Source organism: Kitasatospora cystarginea (genome assembly GCF_039533515.1).
In the GTDB taxonomy this organism is placed as follows: domain Bacteria; phylum Actinomycetota; class Actinomycetes; order Streptomycetales; family Streptomycetaceae; genus Kitasatospora; species Kitasatospora cystarginea.
Map to the genome: position 1 here is coordinate 109,009 of NZ_BAAATR010000024.1, position 16,856 is coordinate 125,864.

The following is a 16,856-nucleotide window of genomic DNA, read 5'->3' on the forward strand; positions in this document are numbered from 1 at the left end:
GCAACCCATGTATCGCACCGCACTGCGCAATGTGCTGGCCCACAAGGGCCGCCTGTTGATGACGGCACTCGCCATCCTGCTCGGCACCGCTTTCGTCTCCGGCACCCTGGTCTTCTCCGACACGCTCGGGCAGGCCATGAAGAACAGCTTCGCCAAGAGCTACACCGACGTCTCGGTGCTGGTCACCGACCCCTCCGCCGGTTCCCGGATGGGCCCCCGGAACAAGGAGGACGCGAAGAACACCGCCAAGCTGACCGACGCCACCGTCAAGCAGATAGCCGCCCTGCCCGGCGCGGCGAAGGCGCGCGGTGTGGTCTCCGGCTTCATCGGCGTGTCCGACAAGAAGGGCAACCTGATCGGCGAGTTCTGGAGCGCGATGGGCGGCAACTACGTGCCCGACGCCTCCGGCAAGGACAGCCGCTACCCGCTGGTGGAGGGCAAGGCCCCGTCCGGCCCCAAGGAGGTCGCGCTCGACAAGGCGACCGCCGAGAAGGGCGGTTACCACGTCGGTGACACCATCCGGATCGCGAGCAACGGCCCGGCCCTGGACGTCAAGCTGACCGGCATCGTCACCACCGACGACCCGCAGATCACCTCCGGCGGCACGCTCACCCTGCTGGACACCGCCAGCGCGCAGAAGATGCTGCTGACGCCCGGTCAGTACAGCTCCGTCTCGGTGCTGGCCAAGTCCGGTACCAGCGAGTCCGCGCTGCTCGACCAGGTGGGCAACGTCCTCCCCAAGGACCACGGCAACTTCCGCACCGAGACCGGCCAGGAACTCAACGACGAGCAGGCCAAGGCGATCGCCTCCGGCACCGACGGCATGAAGACCATGCTGCTGGTCTTCGCGATCATCTCGCTGTTCGTCAGCATCTTCATCATCGCCAACACCTTCACCATGCTGGTCGCCCAGCGCACCAAGGAGCTGGCCCTCCTCCGCGCGATCGGCGCCAGCCGCTCGCAGGTCACCCGCTCGGTGCTGGTCGAGGCGCTGGCCCTCGGCGTCGCCGCCTCGGTGGCCGGCCTGCTCGCCGGCATCGGCATCGGCGCCGGGATGCAGTCGCTGATCCACGCGACCAGTGCCGGCATGCCCACCGGCCCGCTGGTGATCGCGCCGACCACGATCGTGGTGACCCTGGTGGTCGGTGTCCTGGTCACCGTCCTCTCCGCCGTCCTCCCCGCCCTCCGCGCCTCCCGGATCGCCCCGGTGGCCGCGATGAGCAGCGGCGACCAGCCGGCCACCCAGAAGAGCCTGGTGATCCGCAACGTGATCGGGTCGGTGGTCACCATCGGCGGCCTCGGCCTGGTCGTGATGGGCGCCGCCACCAAGAGCAGCTCCGGCCGGGTGCCGGTGGGTGTCGGTCTCGGGCTGGCGATCATCGGAATCTTCATCCTGCTGCCGCTGCTGTCCCGCCCGGTGATCGCCCTGGTCGGCCCGCTGCTGGCCAAGCTGGCGGGTACGCCCGGCAAGCTGGCCCGCCGCAACGCGGTGCGCAACCCGCGCCGCACCGCCGCCACGGCCGCCGCGCTCACCATCGGCCTCGCCCTGGTCACCGGCCTCACCGTGCTGGGCTCCTCGGTCTCCGACATGGTGGACAAGGCCGTCACCAGCTCCATGAAGGCCGACTACGACGTCACCCTGGCCACCGGCGACCTGACCCCGGAGCTGGCCGCCGCCATCGCCAAGGCCCCCGGTGTCGCGGTCTCCAGCCCGGTCAGGCGCGACTACTGGGAGTTCAACGGCGCCCCGCACTCGGTCCGCGGCTATGACGCCGCCGGCTTCGAGAAGCTGGTCCAGCCGAAGATGGTCAGCGGCTCCGCCGCGGCGCTGAAGCAGGGTCAGATCCTGGTCGACTCCGACATGGCCAAGAAGGAGAACCTGGCGGTCGGCTCCGGCGTCAAGGTGGAGTTCCACCCCGGCAGCGAGGGCACCCTCACGGTCGGCGGTGTGTACGAGGGCAACGCGATGGTCTCCGAGGTCCTGATGGCCAACTCCGAGATCACCAAGCACGTGGAGGACTCCTACCTCAGCGAGGTCCTGGTCAAGGGCACCGACGGCCCCAGCGCCACCCTCAAGCAGTCCATCAAGGACGCCACCGGCAACAACCCGGTGGTCGCGGTCAAGACCAAGCAGGACATGCGCGACGAGTTCGACAAGGTCCTCACCTTCGCGCTGAACATGATGTACGGCCTGCTGGGCATGGCCGTGGTGATCGCGGTCATCGGCGTGATCAACACCCTGGCCATGTCGGTCTTCGAGCGCAAGCGTGAGATCGGCATGCTGCGGGCGATCGGTCTGGACCGCCGCGGCATCAAGCGGATGGTCCGGCTGGAGTCGGTGGTGATCTCGCTCTTCGGCGCGGTGATCGGCGTCGCGCTCGGCACCTTCGCCGCCTGGGCGATCAACCGCACCCTGATCTCCAGCCTGCCGACCCTCAGCACCGTGATCCCCTACGGCGAGCTGCTGCTCTTCCTGGCGCTGGCCGGACTGGTCGGCCTGTTCGCCGCCCTGTGGCCCGCCCGCCAGGCGTCCAAGCTGAACATCCTGGAGAGCATCAAGACCGACTGACGGTCCGCTGGACAACGGGAATGCCCCCGCCGAAGGGTTCGGCGGGGGCATTCCCGTTGTCTCCGCATGTCACCGGCCACCCGGCCGGACCGGCCGACACACCCCGCGGAGAGCTGGCGGGCGCACCGACGCCGCAGACGGCGAGCGCCGAGCACCGGGTGACAAGTGGCAGGCAGCACTCGCCAAGTGCCGGGCGGCAAGCGGCGATCAGCGAGCAGCGGCAAGCGACGAGCACCAAGCAGCAGACCAGCCAAGCGAGTTCCGGAGCCGGTCCCCTCCCTCCCGGGCCCGCGGGCGCACGCAGGGGAAGGCCCCTGCCGGAGGATTCCGGCAGGGGCCTTCTCGGTACTTCTGTACTCCGCCCGGTCGCACGGCCGGCTGAGCACCACGGAGGTCGTGGTCCGGCGACACTGCCGGGCGGAGGGCCTCCGACTCGTACCCGGGCTACTCCTCCGCCCGGATCTGGTCGCTTACTTGCTGCTCGCGAGTTCCTTCTCGGCCGGCTTGGCGGCCTCGACGGGCTTGGGGGCGGGGCCTGCTGCCTCCTGAAAGGCGCTGAACGGCTTCTCCATCTCGGACAGGCCGACCGTCTCGCGCTTCAGGAACATCGCCAGCGTCCAGTCGGTGAAGACCCGGATCTTGCGGTTCATGGTCGGAACCATGGCTCCGTGGTACAGGCGGTGGAACCACCAGGCCGGGCGGCCCTTCAGCTTGTACTTGCCGAAGAGGATCGCCACACCCTTGTGCAGGCCGAGACCGGCGACCGCACCCAGGTTCTTGTGCTTGTACTCCTTCTGCGGGAAGCCCCGCATGCCGGCCACCACGTTGTCACCGAGGACGACGGCCTGGCGGCACGCGTGCTGCGCGTTCGGCGGGCACCAGGCGCCCTCGCCGGCGGCGAGGTCCGGCACCTGGGCGTTGTCGCCGGCGGACCAGACGTAGTCGAAGCCCTGGACCTGCAGGGTCGGCGCGGTGTCCACGTGGCCGCGCGGGCCGAGCGGCAGGCCGAAGTTGGCCAGGACCGGGTTGGGCTTGACGCCCGCCGTCCACACGATGGTGGAGGCGTCGACCTCGACGCCGTTCTTCAGCACCACGTGCTGGTCGACGCAGGAGTCCATCGAGGTCTCGATGAAGACCTCGATGTTGCGCTCCTCGAGCTTCTCCTTGGTCCACAGACCGAGGTCCGGGCCCACCTCGGGGAGGATGCGGTTGGCCGCCTCCACCATGATGAAGCGCATGTCGTCGCGGCTGACGGTCTTGTAGATCTTGGCCGCGTCGCGGGCCATGTCCTCGATCTCGGCGATCGTCTCGACGCCGGCGAAGCCACCGCCGATGACGACGAAGGTCAGCGCCTTGCGGCGGACCGCCTCGTCCGTGGTGGACTCGGCCTTGTCGAGCTGCGACATGACGTGGTTGCGGAGGCTGATGGCCTCCTCGACCGTCTTCATGCCGATGCCGTGCTCAGCGAGACCCGGGATCGGGAAGGTGCGGGAGACCGAGCCGGTGGCCACGACCAGGTAGTCGAAGGGCAGCTCGTAGGAGTCGCCGGCCGCGGGCTGGATGGTGGCGACCTTGCGGGCGTGGTCCACACCGGTGACTGAACCGGTGAGCACCTCCGCCTTCTTCAGGGCCGTGCGCAGCGGCGCGACGAGGTTGCGAGGCGCGACGTTGCCGCCGGCCGCCTCCGGGAGGAAGGGCAGGTACGTCATGTACGACCGCGGGTCGACGACCGTGACGGTCGCCTCTCCGTAGCGCATCTTCTTGAGGATGCGCATCGCGGCATACAGGCCGACGTAACCACCGCCGACAATGAGGATGCGAGGACGCTCCGTGGTGCTCATATCGGAAAGTATCCAGCACCGCCCGACGGACCTTTCGTGAGCCCCGTCACATCACCCTGGACACCGTCTGCTACACTACGCGGCCCCGTCCGGCGGGGCCTGACGCGCGTTCACAACCCCGCGCGGCCCGCGGTGAGCACCGGAACGCGGACGGCACTCCTGAGCAGCAACGATCCTGGTGACGCGGGGGTTCCCGCGCGCCGTTTCGAATTCACCGGCCAGCCGGGAGCCCCGCCTGCGATCCAACGAGCCGGTCAGCGAGTCGACCTTCGGTCCCCCATAACGGGCGTAGCGGGCGGCAAAGTGCGACGAAAGACTGGATCGTCATGTGAAGAAATTCACGAAGGTTTTCCCGGCACCCCCGCCGGCGACCGCTCCCGGGCCCACCGAAGGTGCCCCGAAACCGGCCAACAGGACCGACCGGCGAAAGGGAGCGGCGACGCCGCGGGCCCTGTCGCCGGTCGGTCCAAGTGAGGGGTCGGGGACGTGAGCGCCCCCGACCGCCGCGCCCGACCACGGTCAGGCGATGCTCCAGGCGATGCCGTCCAGGATGTCGTGCTCGCTGACGACCACCTCGGCGGCGCCCGTCCGCTCCATGATCTCCAGCAGCACCAGGGCACCGGCCGCGATCACGTCCGCCCGGCCCGGGTGCATGACCGGGATGGCGGCGCGCTGCTCGTGGGTGGAGCTCAGCAGGCGGCCGGTCACCTCGCGGACGGCCTCGACCGACAGCCGCGAGTGGTGGATGGCGGCGGAGTCGTACTCCGGCAGGCCGAGCGCGATGCCGGCCACCGTGGTGACCGTGCCCGCGAGGCCGACCAGGGTGGCCGCCCGGTCCAGCGGGACCACCTCGGAGGCCTGGTCCAGCGCGGCCCGGATGTCGGCCTGGGCTGCGGAGATCTGACTCAGCGTCGGCAGCTCGGCGCCCGCGAAGTGCCGCTCGGTGATCCGGACGCAGCCGATGTCCACCGAGCGTGCCGCCTCGACGTCCTCGTGGCCCAGCACGAACTCGGTGGAGCCGCCACCCACGTCGAAAACCAGGTACGGGGGCTCGAAGGCGCCGCCGGTCAGCTCCTTGGTGGCGCCGATGAAGGAGAGGTGCGCCTCCTCCTCGCCACTGACCACCCTGGGCTCGACGCCCAGGATCTCCCGGACGCCCTTGCGGAACTCCTCGGCGTTCTCGGCGTCCCGGGAGGCGCTGGTGGCGACCAACCGGATCCGGTCCGGTCCGACCCCGTGCTCGGCGATGACCGCCGCGTACTCGCGGCAGGCGGCGAAGGTGCGCTCCAGCGCCTCGGGCGCCAGCCGGCGGGTCTTGTCCACGCCCTGGCCGAGCCGGTTGATGATCATCCGCCGGTCGCGGTCGGCGATCGCGCCGGTCTCGGGGTCGAGGTCGGCGATCAGCAGACGGATCGAGTTGGTGCCGCAGTCGATCGCGGCGACCCGGGTGGCGGTCATTCGCTCTCCTCCTCTGCCTTGCGCTTCTTCGCGGCGCGCTCGACGGTCTTCTGCTCCTTGGCGGCGATGACGGCGGCGTGGTCCTCGGCCCTGGCCCGCTGCTCGGCCACCTCGGCCGCGCTCTCGGCGAGTTCGGCCGCGCTCACGCACGGGCCCTTGGCCCACCAGTCCTCCAGCATGCCGAGCGCCTCGTCGCCGAGCGGGTTGACGCCGGGCCCGGCCGCCAGCGAGTGGCCGACCAGCACGTGCAGGCACTTCACCCGGTCCGGCATTCCGCCTGCGCTCGGGAAACCCTCGAGCACCTCGATGGCGTCCCGGCGGGCGATGTAGTCCTCGTGGGCGTGTCGGTAGGCGGCGGCCAGCTCCGGGTCCTCGGCGAGCCGGGCGGTCTGCTCCTTCATCACACCGTCCGCCTCCAGGGTCCCGATCAGCGAAGCGGCCTTGGGGCAGGTCAGGTAGTACAGGGTCGGGAAGGGCGTGCCGTCCGGCAGCCGGGGTGCCGTCTCGACCACGTCCGGGTTGCCGCAGGGGCAGCGGTGCGCGACCGCGCGCAGACCGCGCGGCACTCGGCCCAGCTGGGCCGCGATGGCGGCGATGTCGGTGTCGGAAACGGGAGGGTTCTCAGAGGTCATGGGGGTGCTGTCTCTAGCGGGTGGCGGGTACGGGGGCAGTGGACGGGGCGGCGCCGGGAGCGGCGCCGGCCGCGGCGGGTGCGTCGGCCAGCGCGACCGAGTCCCAGACATTGGTGTACCAGGGCACGGCGGACCTGGCGGCCGGGCCGGCTGCCACCGCGCCCGGTGCGGGCTGTGCGGTGGCGGGCGGACTCGGGTCGACCGACACGAACGGCGTCTCACCCGGCAGCGCGTAGTGCAGCCGCTCGCGGGCCTGCGCCTTCACGTACTCCGGGTCCTGCCAGCGGGCCCGCTCCTTGCGGAGTTGCTCGACCTGCTGGGTGGCGCGCTCGGCCTTGGCGCGCTGCGCGCTGATCTCCGAGCGCTGCGCGATGAACTGGCGGGTGGGGTACGCGAGGATCGCCACCAGCGAGCAGAGCACCAGGACGAGCACCGTGGCCCTGCTGGTGAACCGCGGCCGCCCGGCGATCCCGGGGATCTTCCACCTCGCCATGTACCCCTCCCGTCGGCCCCGCGCGCCGGTGCCCCGCCGCCCAACCCTACGGGGTCGGGCGGCGGGGCACCGATCACGAGCCATCCGTGTCAGACCTCATCCGGTCGGACGCAGGTGTCAGCCGTCGTGCTGACCAGCCCTCGTACGCACTGTGCTTACTACTCCGCGGCGCGGAAGCGCGGGAAGGCCGAGCGACCCGCGTACTCGGCGGCGTCGTCGAGGATCTCCTCGATGCGCAGCAGCTGGTTGTACTTGGCGACGCGCTCGGAGCGGGCCGGGGCACCGGTCTTGATCTGGCCGCAGTTGGTGGCGACGGCCAGGTCGGCGATGGTGACGTCCTCGGTCTCACCGGAGCGGTGCGACATCATGCAGCGGTAGCCGTTGCGCTGGGCCAGCTCGACGGCGTCCAGGGTCTCGGTCAGCGAACCGATCTGGTTGACCTTCACCAGCAGTGCGTTGGCGGTGCCGGTCTCGATGCCCTTGGCCAGGCGGGCCGGGTTGGTGACGAACAGGTCGTCACCGACCAGCTGCACCTTGTCGCCCAGCTTGTCGGTCATCGCCTTCCAGCCGTCCCAGTCCTCCTCGTTCAGCGGGTCCTCGATGGAGACCAGCGGGTAGTTGGCGACCAGGTCGGCGTAGTAGTCGATCAGCTCGGCGGAGGAGAGCGCCTTGCCCTCGAACTGGTAGGCGCCGTCCTTGTAGAACTCGGTGGCGGCGACGTCCAGGGCCAGGGCGATGTCCTTGCCCGGGGTGTAGCCGGCCTTCTTGATGGCCTCGGTGATGAGGTCCAGGGCCTCGCGGTTGGAGTCCAGGTTCGGGGCGAAGCCGCCCTCGTCGCCCAGGCCGGTGGACAGGCCGCGCTCCTTCAGCACGGCCTTGAGGGTGTGGTAGACCTCGACGCCCCAGCGGACGGCCTCGGAGAACGACTCGGCGCCGATCGGCGCGATCATGAACTCCTGGATGTCGACGTTGGAGTCGGCGTGCGAACCGCCGTTGAGGATGTTCATCATCGGAACCGGCAGCACGTGCGCGTTCGGGCCGCCGAGGTAGCGGAACAGCGGCAGGTCGCTGGCCTCGGAGGCGGCGTGCGCCACGGCGAGGGAGACGCCCAGGATCGCGTTGGCACCGAGCGAGGACTTGTCCGGGGTGGCGTCCAGGTCGAGCATGGCCTGGTCGATCAGGCGCTGCTCGGTGGCGTCGTAGCCGACCAGCTCCGGGCCGATCTGCTCGATGACGGCGAGGACGGCCTTCTCCACGCCCTTGCCGAAGTAGCGGTTCTTGTCGCCGTCACGAAGCTCCAGGGCCTCGAAGGCGCCGGTGGAGGCGCCGGACGGGACAGCGGCACGACCGGTGCTGCCGTCGTCGAGGCCGACCTCGACCTCGACCGTGGGGTTGCCGCGCGAGTCGAGAATCTCACGGGCTACGACGACATCAATGGACGGCACGAGGCATCTCCTAGCGGAAGCAGGTCCTACGGACAGGGGGTGCAGTCTGCGGACGATTGCGGAGTCGTTACGACCAGAGCCTAACCGCACCGGGCCTCCGGGCCACGCTGCCCTTGGCTCCGTCTCAGCGTGTGGCCGCTCTACCAGCCGGTAGTTCACCTGAATGACCACAAGCGCGACAAGTGGGGCCGTTTCCGCGACGCGGCGGAAACGGCCCCTCATGCCACCTGGGGTCAGCCCAGCTTGAGCACCTGACCGGGGAGGATCAGGTTGGCGTTGCCGCCGATGGTGGCGCGGTTGACGTCGTAGAGGTGCTGCCAGCCACCGGAGAGGTGCTGGGCCTGGGCGATGCCCGACAGGGTGTCACCCTCCTTGACGGTGTAGTCGCCGGTGGCGGCGCTCTGCGTGGTGGCCGCGGCGGACACCGGGCTCTGCGCCGGGGCCTTCTCGGCGGCGCCGCCCGCGAACTGCTCGTAGATGCTCTGGTGGCTGGTCCAGTACCAGCCGCCGCTCTTCTGGTACCAGTACTTGCCCGACTCGGCGTCGTAACCGGCCTTGCCCGGGAAGGACGGAGTGGCAACCGTGCGCGAAGAGTCCTGGGAGGACTGGCTCTTGTAGCTCTTGGTGCTGCTCTTGCTGCCCGAGGAGCCCGAGCCGGAGCTGCGGGTGTGGCTGCTGGTGTCCACGTCGGCGGCCGAACCGCCCCTGGACAGACCTGCCGTGACGGAGCAGACCGGCCAGGCGCCGGGACCCTGCGAGGCGAGGACCTTCTCGGCGATCGCGATCTGCTGGCCCTTGCTCGCCTGGTTGGCCTGGCCCGCGTACTGGCCGCCGCCGTAGGCCTTCCAGGTGCTGGAGGTGAACTGGAGTCCGCCGTAGAAGCCATTGCCGGTGTTGATGCTCCAGTCGCCGCCGCTCTCGCAGTCGGCGACCTTGTCCCAGGCCGACACGGAGGCGGCGTGTGCGCCGGTGGCGGTGAGCAGCGGCAGCGCTAGACCGACGCCGGCCACACCGGCAGCGGCGATGGCCTTCTCGGCCTGGGTCTTGCGACGATGACGGCCCGAACCGGTGAACAGCATGAAGGTGTCCTCTCCGCACGCCTGCGAGGTGAGCTGTCGGGTTCGGACCGGGAGGTTGGCCCGGCCGCGGCGAGCGGGACAGGAACGCTTCCTGCCCTGCCGACGCGGCTTCACCCCAAGCCGTGGGAACGGCGACGAAACCTGGGTCCCCCGCCCTTGCCCAAGGGTTCTGGTCGGTGTCCCGAGGCGTGATGGGCAAGGTTTGGCGTTCCACGCAACGGGGTTCGCAGCTGCGAACTCATCGGAGACTACGCATACCGTCACACCAATCACAAGCTCATATCCCGTACATCACACGAGAATTACGCTGTGTTTATATGCGCCCACAAACGATGTGACTTTGTCCGGTTTGATGCGCATTCAGAGATCGACAAACGGGGACAAGTCCGACACGCCGTCAGCTCGACACGCCCGGTTCGCCGGGTGTCCGGAAGGCGGCGCGGACCATGTGGCACATCTCACCGAAATCCCGAGAATGACTTCTGGATTACGGGGAAGATCAGCCCTGTCGCGCGGTAAAGGAAACCGGGAGTTCGCGCAGGCCACGCATGATCAGACCGCCGCGCCAGCGCAGTTCGGCGCCTTCGGCGGCAAGGGTCAGGTCGGGCAGCCGGGTCAGCAGGGTCGCCAGCGCGATCTGGCCTTCCAGCCGGGCCAGCGGAGCGCCGATGCAGTAGTGGATTCCGTGGCCGAAACCCAGGTGCGGGTTGTCCTTCCGGGCCAGATCGAGCGTGTTCTGCGCGGCGAACCTGGCCGGGTCGCGGTCCGCGGCCGCCAGCACCACCAGCACCGGGTCGCCGACCGGGATCTCCACCCCGCCGATGGTCAGCGGACTGGTCGCGAACCGCCAGGTGGCCAGCTCCACCGGCCCGTCGTAGCGCAGCAGTTCCTCCACCCCGGTGGCCAGCAGCTCCTTCTCGCCGCGTGCCACGGACTCCTGCAGCAGCGCGCGCTGCCCCGGGTTGCGCAGCAGCGCGTACAGACCGTTGCCGATCAGGTTGACGGTGGTCTCGAAGCCGGCGAAGAGAAGGATGAAGGCCATCGCGGCGGCCTCGTTCTCGGTGAGGTGCTCGCCGTGGTCACTGGCCCGGATCAGGCCGGAGATCAGGTCGTCCCCGAGGTCGGCCCGCTTGCGGTGGATCAACTCGGCCAGGTACGAGCGCATCCGCTTCACCGCCCGGCCCACGCCGCCGCGTTGGCCACCGTGGTGGCGGATCATCATGCCGGCCCAGTCCCGGAAGTCGTCCTGGTCCTCCGGCGGGACGCCGAGCAGGTCGCAGATCGCGTAGATGGGGAGCGGGAAGGCGAACTCGTGGATCAGGTCGGCCGAACCGCGTGTGGCGAAGCCGTCGATCAGCCGGTCCGTCAGCTGCTGCACCCTCGGCTCGAACTCGGCCACCCGGCGCGGGGTGAACGCCTTCGACACCAGCCGGCGCAGTCGGGTGTGGTCCGGCGGGTCGATGTTCAGCAGGTGGGTCATCAGGTCGGCCTGCCGCTCCCCCGGGATTCCGACCCGGCCGCTGCGGTGCGCCTGCTCGCTGTGGTGGGCGGGGTTTTTGGACAGCCTGCCGTCCGCCAGCGCCTGCCGGGCGTCCGCGTACCGGGTGACCAGCCAGGCCTCCACCCCGCTCGGCAGCGTGGTGCGGTGCACCGGGCTGTGCTCGCGCAGCCAGGCGTACGCGGGGTAGGGGTCGGCGGCGAACTCCCAGGTGAAGAGCTCGGGCTGCGGGGTGGAGTCGGGCGTTTCCGGCATGTCTCGACGGTATCCGGCGGCGGGCGGCCGGCTCCACGCGGGCGGCCGGCTCCACGCGGGCGGCCGGTGGCTCCGGGACGGCGCCCCATTGCCCCGGGGACGCGCGGATAGGGGACGGACAGGGGGAAGGAGGGGCTGTCTGCGGACGGCGCGTAGCTGACAGAGTCGTGACGTCCGGATTACGCCGCTGCGCGGCGGACTCCCCCGCCCGTGCAGGAGTGAGCCTGGTCACCTGCCGGGTAATGAGTGTCGCGGAGGGTCGAGCAGTGCCTACGATCCTCCGCAATGACTCTGATGGATGGCAGCGCGGGGCCGTCCACGGGGAGCGGCTCAAGGAGGAGCAGGCCATGCGGGTAGCCGGGGCAGTGGTGGTCATCGCGGTACTCGACGGTGGGTCCGGAGACGGTCTGGCCCGCCGGTTCGCCGCCGCTGGCGCCGCCGGGATCATGGTCGCGGACCTGCACGCCGGTGTCGCCGAGGACCTCGCCGCCGAACTGGACCGGCCCGGCTGCCCGGTGGTCGGCGTGTGCAGCGACATCCACCAGCCCAGCGACGTCGCGGCGCTGGTGGACACCGCCGCGAAGCACCTCGGCCCGATCGACCTGTTCTGCATCGCGGGCCCCGACGGCGAGCGGATCGTCTCCCTCGCCGAACTGCCTGGCCACCTCGACCCGCTGGCCGAGTTGCTCGCCCTGGTCGGCGACGCCATCAGCGAGGTCGTCCCGCCGCAGCGGCGCCACGTGGACCAGCCCCAGTCGGCCTGACCCTGCCGGCCAGCCCCTCCTAGAGGGCGGCGGGCGGAACGGGGCGCGGAGCACCTCGCCCCCTCGGTGCTGCCCGGCCGGGCAGCCGATCAGTCGGCGGGCAGCCCCTCGACGGTACGCACGGCCGCACGGTAGGCGCGGGCGGCCGCGCGGAGGGCCGCGTCCACGTCGACACCGGCGTCGTGGGCCCGCTGGACGACGGCGAGCAGCAGCGCTCCCGCCGACTCGGGGGTGAGCTCGGCGGGCAGCTCGTAGGGCTCGTCCGGTACCCCGGTGAAGCCGGCCCGGCGGACCCGGGAGACCAGCTTGGCCGTGTACGCCAGCGCGGGCAGCCCGGCGGGCACCCCGTCCAGGACCGACTCACGCTGCTTCTCGGCCGCCTTGAGCTGCTCCCAGTTGGCCTCGACCTGCTCCGTGCCGCCCGCCTCGACGTCCCCGAAGACGTGCGGGTGGCGGTACATCAGCTTCTCCACGATGTCCCCGGCCACGTCGTCGATGGTGAACGCGTCCTCGGGGTGCTCCTCGGCGATCCGGGAGTGGAAGAACACCTGGAGCAGCACGTCCCCGAGCTCCTCGCGCAGCGTCTCCCGGTCGCCCTCCTCGATCGCCTCGACCAGTTCGAACGCCTCCTCCACCAGGTACTTCACCAGGGAGGCGTGGGTCTGCTCGGCGTCCCAGGGGCAGCCGCCGGGCGAGCGCAGCCGGTCCATCACCGAGACCAGGTCGAGCAGCCGGGCGCCGGGGAGGTCGTACGAACCGGGGAGGATCTCGATCTCCGGCGCCTTCCCCGCCTCCTCCACCGCGATCCGGGCGAGCGCGTCGGTCAGGCCCGGGTCGCCGTCCGGGCTGCCGAGCCAGACGGCCGGGGCGGCTTCGGCCAGCAGCCGGGCCAGCGCCGGGGCGTTGCCGTGCTCGACCAGCTCCACCTCGACCCCGGCCTGGCGGAGGGCGGGCAGCTGCGGGTGTGCCGGATCGGCGGCCAGCACCCGGGCGGACCCGCGCAGGACCTCCCAGGCCGGCCAGGACAGCAGGCCGGGGGCGACCCGGTGGGTGGTGGTGAGCAGAATCAGCTTCGCAGTGTCGTCCACGCTCCGAACCTACCTGCTGGCCGTCCTCGGGCACCGCCGATATATCCCGGGGCCACCGAGCGGGCAGCGGGGAAGCCCGCGGCGCCGGGTCGGCTGTTTCAGCTGGCGGCGGTGCGCCGCGGGAGCCAGTCCGTGGGGGCGTCGACCAGGGCCACCTGGCGCGGGTCCCAGGCGCCGTAGCGGGGGTTGACCACGACCTTGAGTTCGGTACCGGCTTCGGCCAGGGCCTTGCGGACGATCGCGTCGCCCTCGGTCGTCCGGGCGTCCTTGCCGTCGGCGGCGGCCAGCTTGTGGATGCCGAGCTGCTGGCGGTAGAAGGCGTCGGTGTCCTCGTCCGCGACGCCCTGCTTGAGGAGCAGTTCCCGCCGGAGTTCGCCCTCTCCACCGAGCAGTTTCGCGTCGGAGTCCCGCGCCTGCGCGATCTCGCCCGCGGAGACGTCGAGCCGGCGGTCGGCCAGGGCGCGGTCGACCACTCGGTTGAGGACCAGGTCCGACACCGCGCGCTTGGTCAACCCGGCGCGTTCGGTGCGCGGCCCGCCGCCCTGGGCCGCGACCTCGTCCCGCAGCGCGGACACTTTGGCCTCGACGGTGGCGATGGTGATCCGCTGCCCGTCGACCACGGCCGCCGCCCCCTGGCGTGCCGGGCCGGAGCCGCAGGCGGTGAGGGTGGCCGCGGCGATCAGGACGCCGATGGCGCCGGTAGCCGTACGGGTGTGGCGCTGGACGGAGTTGGTGCGGATCACGTGTGGCCTCCCGGGCAGGGACCCCCGGGCCCGGGGCGCGGGGGACGGTGTGGCTGGTGCGGTGTCCGATGGTTCTCCTGGCAGGTACAGACAATAGGGAGCGGCGCGACGCCTTGCCCAGACCTTGGGCCGAACGGGGTAGGCCGGATCAACCGGACAGCCGTTCAGCGACCGCCGGCCCGGTTCAGCGGCTGCCGGCCCGGTTCAGCGGCTGCCGGCCCCGGGGAACGGAGCGGGTGTCGGCCACCCCGCCGTACGGGGATCGACGGCCCCCGGCGCGGGCACGGCACCCGGCGTGAGCGGACCGACACGAAGGCCACGCCGGACACGAAAAGGGCGGTCTCAGGCCCACGTGAGCCTGAGACCGCCGAACACCCCCGTGACAGGCGCTACTTCTTCGCGCCCGCCAGGTCGTCGAACATCGTGGTGAGGAACTCGGTGCACCAGCCCAGCAGTTCCCGCCCGATCAGCGGCTTGCCGCCGATCCGGCCGGTGCTCGGACGGGGCACCAGCACCTGCTCGGCCGCCGCCTTCACCTGGCTGCGCGGGTAGAGCCGGTTCAGCCGCAGCTGCTGCGACTCCCGCAGGGAGACCGGGCCGAAGCGCACTGTTCTCGAACGCTTTGCACACCCCAATCAGCCATAATGATCTGCATACTGCCAATGGCGGTACCTGGGGGACAGGGGGAACAGTGAACGACATACACGTGCTTACTGACACGCTGCGACAGTCGGCGAACGGGCTGCAGAACACCGCAGAACAGATCGGACCGGCGGCCGGGCACTGGCTTGACAACAGTTTCACCGCTGCGGACACCTTGGCCGGTTGGGAATCCGGGCCAGCCCTCAAGAGCTGTGCCGACGCCTGGCAGGCCCACATGAAGTATGTGGTTGACCAGCTCCATACTTATGCCGAGCAGTTGCGCAACTCCGCACATTCCTATGACACCGCCGAGGAGGAGGCAACCCGCCGCCTCGGTGCCGCTCTCGCCGACCTCCACTCGACGGAGCACTGACCATGGACTTGACCTCACTCAAGGCCGCGCGAAGCATCGACGTCGACGCAGCAGCAGACGGCTGGATGGAGTTGTCCAAGGAGTCCTGGCAAGCGGTCAACGACATCCACGCCAATGGCGTCGACCCGCTCAAGGACGACTGGAAGGACCGCGTCGGCGAGGCTGCGGGCCGCAAACTCGAAGAGCAGGCCCAAATCCTGGAGGCTGGAGCCGACCTTACGCGCAGCGTCGCCATGATCCTCGACGGCCTCAGCGCAGAGATCACCCGAGCCAAGCTGACCATGCAGGCTGGCCTGGACCTCGCCCAGAACCACGGCTTGGCCGTCGACATGGCCACCGCACAGGTTCGCGACTCAGCCGGAAGCGTGAGCCCCGACGCGGCCGCTGCCGCGCAAGAGGTCAACGCCCTGCTCCGGGAAGCTTTGCGGGAGGCAGAGCAGGCCGACCACCAGGCTGCCGCAGAACTTCGAAAGCTCGGCGCGGCAACGACGTTGAAGTCCCCGGACGCGGCGCTCAATGAGCAGTACGCCGTTTCTCGGCTCGAACTCGCCATGTACTCGGGGGGCATCCCGGACGGGAAGGACCCGCGCTTGGTCGCCGATTGGTGGAACGCCCTGCCCGACAGCCAGAAGAAGCAGCTGATGCTCTCCGATCCAGTAACTCTGGCCAACCTGCCTGGGATCCCCGAGGACGTCAAACAAAACGTCCGTGGCGGCCCCGGAGCCAAGTACGACCGCGTGAAGGCCGTTCAGTGGGCGATGGAGCACTGGAACGACAACAGCGGCGACTTCGAAGGCGAAGAGAACTGCACCAATTTTGTCTCTGAGGCGTTGCACCAGTCCGGTATGAAGTTCAAGGGCTGGAACACCATGGACGGCGATGGCTGGTTCCGAGGCGGGGGTTCCAGTGGACTCGGGTCTTGGGTGGACGGAGTAATCCCAGGGCACACGCACGCCTGGGGCGGCGCCCAGAATCAGCACGACTTCATGTTGAAACACGGCGGTCAAGAGATCTCTCCGGATCAGGTCAGGCCCGGGGACATCGTGTACTACGAGGAAGACGCCGAGGGGACCGACGTTCCCAAGGGCCAGATCTTCCATACCGCGATCGTCACGGCTGTGACCCCGCGCGGCGACATCCGCTACACGGCGCACAACGGCAGCAAATTGAACGCGAGCGTGGAAGGGCGACTCCCTTCGTTCGAGGAGAGCCGTGGCCATCTCAAAGTGCACTATGTCCGCGTTAATCCTGACTGGTACTGACAGCGGTGACTGCAACGCCAACCCGCTGTCCGCGCCTTCCCCGACGCGCCCCTCTGTTGCCAGACGCCCGCGCCCGAAAGAGAGTTCATGATGTCCGCCGAGCCCTCTGACCTCGCGCAGACGACCACCGGTGCCAGGGTGCCGGACAGCCTCGACCGGGCCGCGTGGCGCAGGACCGCGCTCTCCGTACTCGTGGCGGCCGTGGCCGGTGTCGCGTGCACGTCGTACGCGGACTGGGCCAAGGACCGCGCTTGGGAGGCCGCGCACGGCGACTGCGTCCCCTACCCGGGCATGCCCCTGAGCGCGCAGGCCGCTGCCTGGGCCGGCGCGGTCGTCGGTGCGCTCGTGGTGATCGCGATCCCTCTGCTCCTGTGGACCGGGACCCGCAAGCCCGAACCCGTGCAGTCGCTGCTCATCCCGCTGCTGAAGGCGATGCTGTTCGCCAGCCTGCTGATGCTGCTCTTCGAAGTGGGCAGCCTGCTAGCAGCCCTTCCGGACTTCCACCCGCACGGCCGAGGCGGCGACTGCTCCTTCTGACGCCCCGGCTGTGAACCACCGGCTCCATGCGAGGCAGGCGGGCCCGGCCGGCGCTGAGGTCAACGCCTCGCGCCGGCCAGACCGCCGAACACCCCCGTGACAGGCGCTACTTCTTCGCGCCCGCCAGGTCGTCGAACATCGTGGTGAGGAACTCGGTGCACCAGCCCAGCAGTTCCC

13 protein-coding genes, 2 pseudogenes and 1 riboswitch are annotated in these 16,856 nt (G+C 70.1%); of the genes and pseudogenes, 5 read left to right on the plus strand and 10 right to left on the minus strand.

Annotated elements, in window-relative coordinates:
• The first annotated feature begins 7 nt into the window (after nt 1-7).
• Nucleotides 8-2,569, plus strand: a complete 2,562-nt coding sequence (locus ABD369_RS24665) for an ABC transporter permease (protein WP_344638718.1) — start codon at nt 8-10, stop codon at nt 2,567-2,569.
• Between the two features lie 470 nt (nt 2,570-3,039).
• On the opposite strand, the gene ABD369_RS24670 is transcribed toward ABD369_RS24665, so the two are convergent.
• From ABD369_RS24670 to ABD369_RS24700, 7 genes and pseudogenes are all read right to left on the minus strand, one after another.
• Nucleotides 3,040-4,410 (minus strand): NAD(P)/FAD-dependent oxidoreductase, encoded by a 1,371-nt coding sequence (locus ABD369_RS24670; RefSeq protein WP_344638719.1) that lies wholly within the window; start codon nt 4,408-4,410, stop codon nt 3,040-3,042.
• A gap of 519 nt (nt 4,411-4,929) precedes the next feature.
• Nucleotides 4,930-5,868, minus strand: a complete 939-nt coding sequence (locus tag ABD369_RS24675) for a Ppx/GppA phosphatase family protein (RefSeq protein ID WP_344638720.1) — start codon at nt 5,866-5,868, stop codon at nt 4,930-4,932.
• Nucleotides 5,869-5,990: 122 nt separating this feature from the next.
• Nucleotides 5,991-6,500 (minus strand): annotated as a pseudogene (locus ABD369_RS24680) (DUF501 domain-containing protein); the annotation flags it as partial.
• 13 nt (nt 6,501-6,513) lie between these two features.
• On the minus strand, nt 6,514-6,993 hold the full coding sequence (locus tag ABD369_RS24685) for an FtsB family cell division protein (protein ID WP_344638721.1): 480 nt from the start codon (nt 6,991-6,993) through the stop codon (nt 6,514-6,516).
• A gap of 158 nt (nt 6,994-7,151) precedes the next feature.
• Complete coding sequence (gene eno / locus ABD369_RS24690) at nt 7,152-8,438, minus strand: phosphopyruvate hydratase (protein WP_344638722.1); 1,287 nt, start codon at nt 8,436-8,438, stop codon at nt 7,152-7,154.
• A gap of 233 nt (nt 8,439-8,671) precedes the next feature.
• Complete coding sequence (locus ABD369_RS24695) at nt 8,672-9,517, minus strand: transglycosylase family protein (protein ID WP_344638723.1); 846 nt, start codon at nt 9,515-9,517, stop codon at nt 8,672-8,674.
• Nucleotides 9,518-9,521: 4 nt separating this feature from the next.
• Nucleotides 9,522-9,702, minus strand: a riboswitch (cyclic di-AMP (ydaO/yuaA leader).
• 314 nt (nt 9,703-10,016) lie between these two features.
• Nucleotides 10,017-11,270: a cytochrome P450 family protein gene (locus ABD369_RS24700; protein ID WP_344638724.1), complete on the minus strand. Its 1,254-nt coding sequence runs from the start codon at nt 11,268-11,270 to the stop codon at nt 10,017-10,019.
• 266 nt (nt 11,271-11,536) lie between these two features.
• On the opposite strand from ABD369_RS24700, the gene ABD369_RS24705 reads away from it, so the two are divergent.
• A complete protein-coding gene (locus ABD369_RS24705; RefSeq protein WP_344638725.1) occupies nt 11,537-12,034 on the plus strand; it encodes an SDR family NAD(P)-dependent oxidoreductase in 498 nt (165 codons plus the stop codon).
• A gap of 89 nt (nt 12,035-12,123) precedes the next feature.
• On the opposite strand, the gene ABD369_RS24710 is transcribed toward ABD369_RS24705, so the two are convergent.
• From ABD369_RS24710 to ABD369_RS24720, 3 genes and pseudogenes are all read right to left on the minus strand, one after another.
• Nucleotides 12,124-13,122: a nucleoside triphosphate pyrophosphohydrolase gene (locus tag ABD369_RS24710; RefSeq protein ID WP_344638726.1), complete on the minus strand. Its 999-nt coding sequence runs from the start codon at nt 13,120-13,122 to the stop codon at nt 12,124-12,126.
• 98 nt (nt 13,123-13,220) lie between these two features.
• Nucleotides 13,221-13,865, minus strand: coding sequence for a SurA N-terminal domain-containing protein (locus ABD369_RS24715; protein WP_344638727.1), 645 nt, complete (start codon nt 13,863-13,865; stop codon nt 13,221-13,223).
• Nucleotides 13,866-14,254: 389 nt separating this feature from the next.
• A pseudogene (locus ABD369_RS24720) lies at nt 14,255-14,473 on the minus strand (hypothetical protein); the annotation flags it as partial.
• Nucleotides 14,474-14,556: 83 nt separating this feature from the next.
• Between ABD369_RS24720 and ABD369_RS24725 the strand changes: the two are divergent.
• From ABD369_RS24725 to ABD369_RS24735, 3 genes are all read left to right on the plus strand, one after another.
• Nucleotides 14,557-14,880, plus strand: a complete 324-nt coding sequence (locus ABD369_RS24725; RefSeq protein WP_344638729.1) for a type VII secretion target — start codon at nt 14,557-14,559, stop codon at nt 14,878-14,880.
• A gap of 2 nt (nt 14,881-14,882) precedes the next feature.
• Entirely contained in the window at nt 14,883-16,142 is a 1,260-nt protein-coding gene (locus tag ABD369_RS24730) for an amidase domain-containing protein (protein ID WP_344638730.1), read from the plus strand.
• A 90-nt stretch (nt 16,143-16,232) separates the two neighbouring features.
• A complete protein-coding gene (locus tag ABD369_RS24735; protein WP_344638731.1) occupies nt 16,233-16,679 on the plus strand; it encodes a hypothetical protein in 447 nt (148 codons plus the stop codon).
• Nucleotides 16,680-16,856: the final 177 nt, after the last annotated feature.

Coding starts and splice junctions, on each gene's coding strand:
- ABD369_RS24685 (WP_344638721.1), bottom strand. CDS start 6,993: ATGGCGAGGTGGAAGATCCCCGGGATCGCCGGGCGGCCGCGGTTCACC.
- ABD369_RS24670 (WP_344638719.1), bottom strand. CDS start 4,410: ATGAGCACCACGGAGCGTCCTCGCATCCTCATTGTCGGCGGTGGTTAC.
- ABD369_RS24700 (WP_344638724.1), bottom strand. CDS start 11,270: ATGCCGGAAACGCCCGACTCCACCCCGCAGCCCGAGCTCTTCACCTGG.
- ABD369_RS24665 (WP_344638718.1), top strand. CDS start 8: ATGTATCGCACCGCACTGCGCAATGTGCTGGCCCACAAGGGCCGCCTG.
- ABD369_RS24695 (WP_344638723.1), bottom strand. CDS start 9,517: ATGCTGTTCACCGGTTCGGGCCGTCATCGTCGCAAGACCCAGGCCGAG.
- ABD369_RS24730 (WP_344638730.1), top strand. CDS start 14,883: ATGGACTTGACCTCACTCAAGGCCGCGCGAAGCATCGACGTCGACGCA.
- ABD369_RS24735 (WP_344638731.1), top strand. CDS start 16,233: ATGTCCGCCGAGCCCTCTGACCTCGCGCAGACGACCACCGGTGCCAGG.
- ABD369_RS24675 (WP_344638720.1), bottom strand. CDS start 5,868: ATGACCGCCACCCGGGTCGCCGCGATCGACTGCGGCACCAACTCGATC.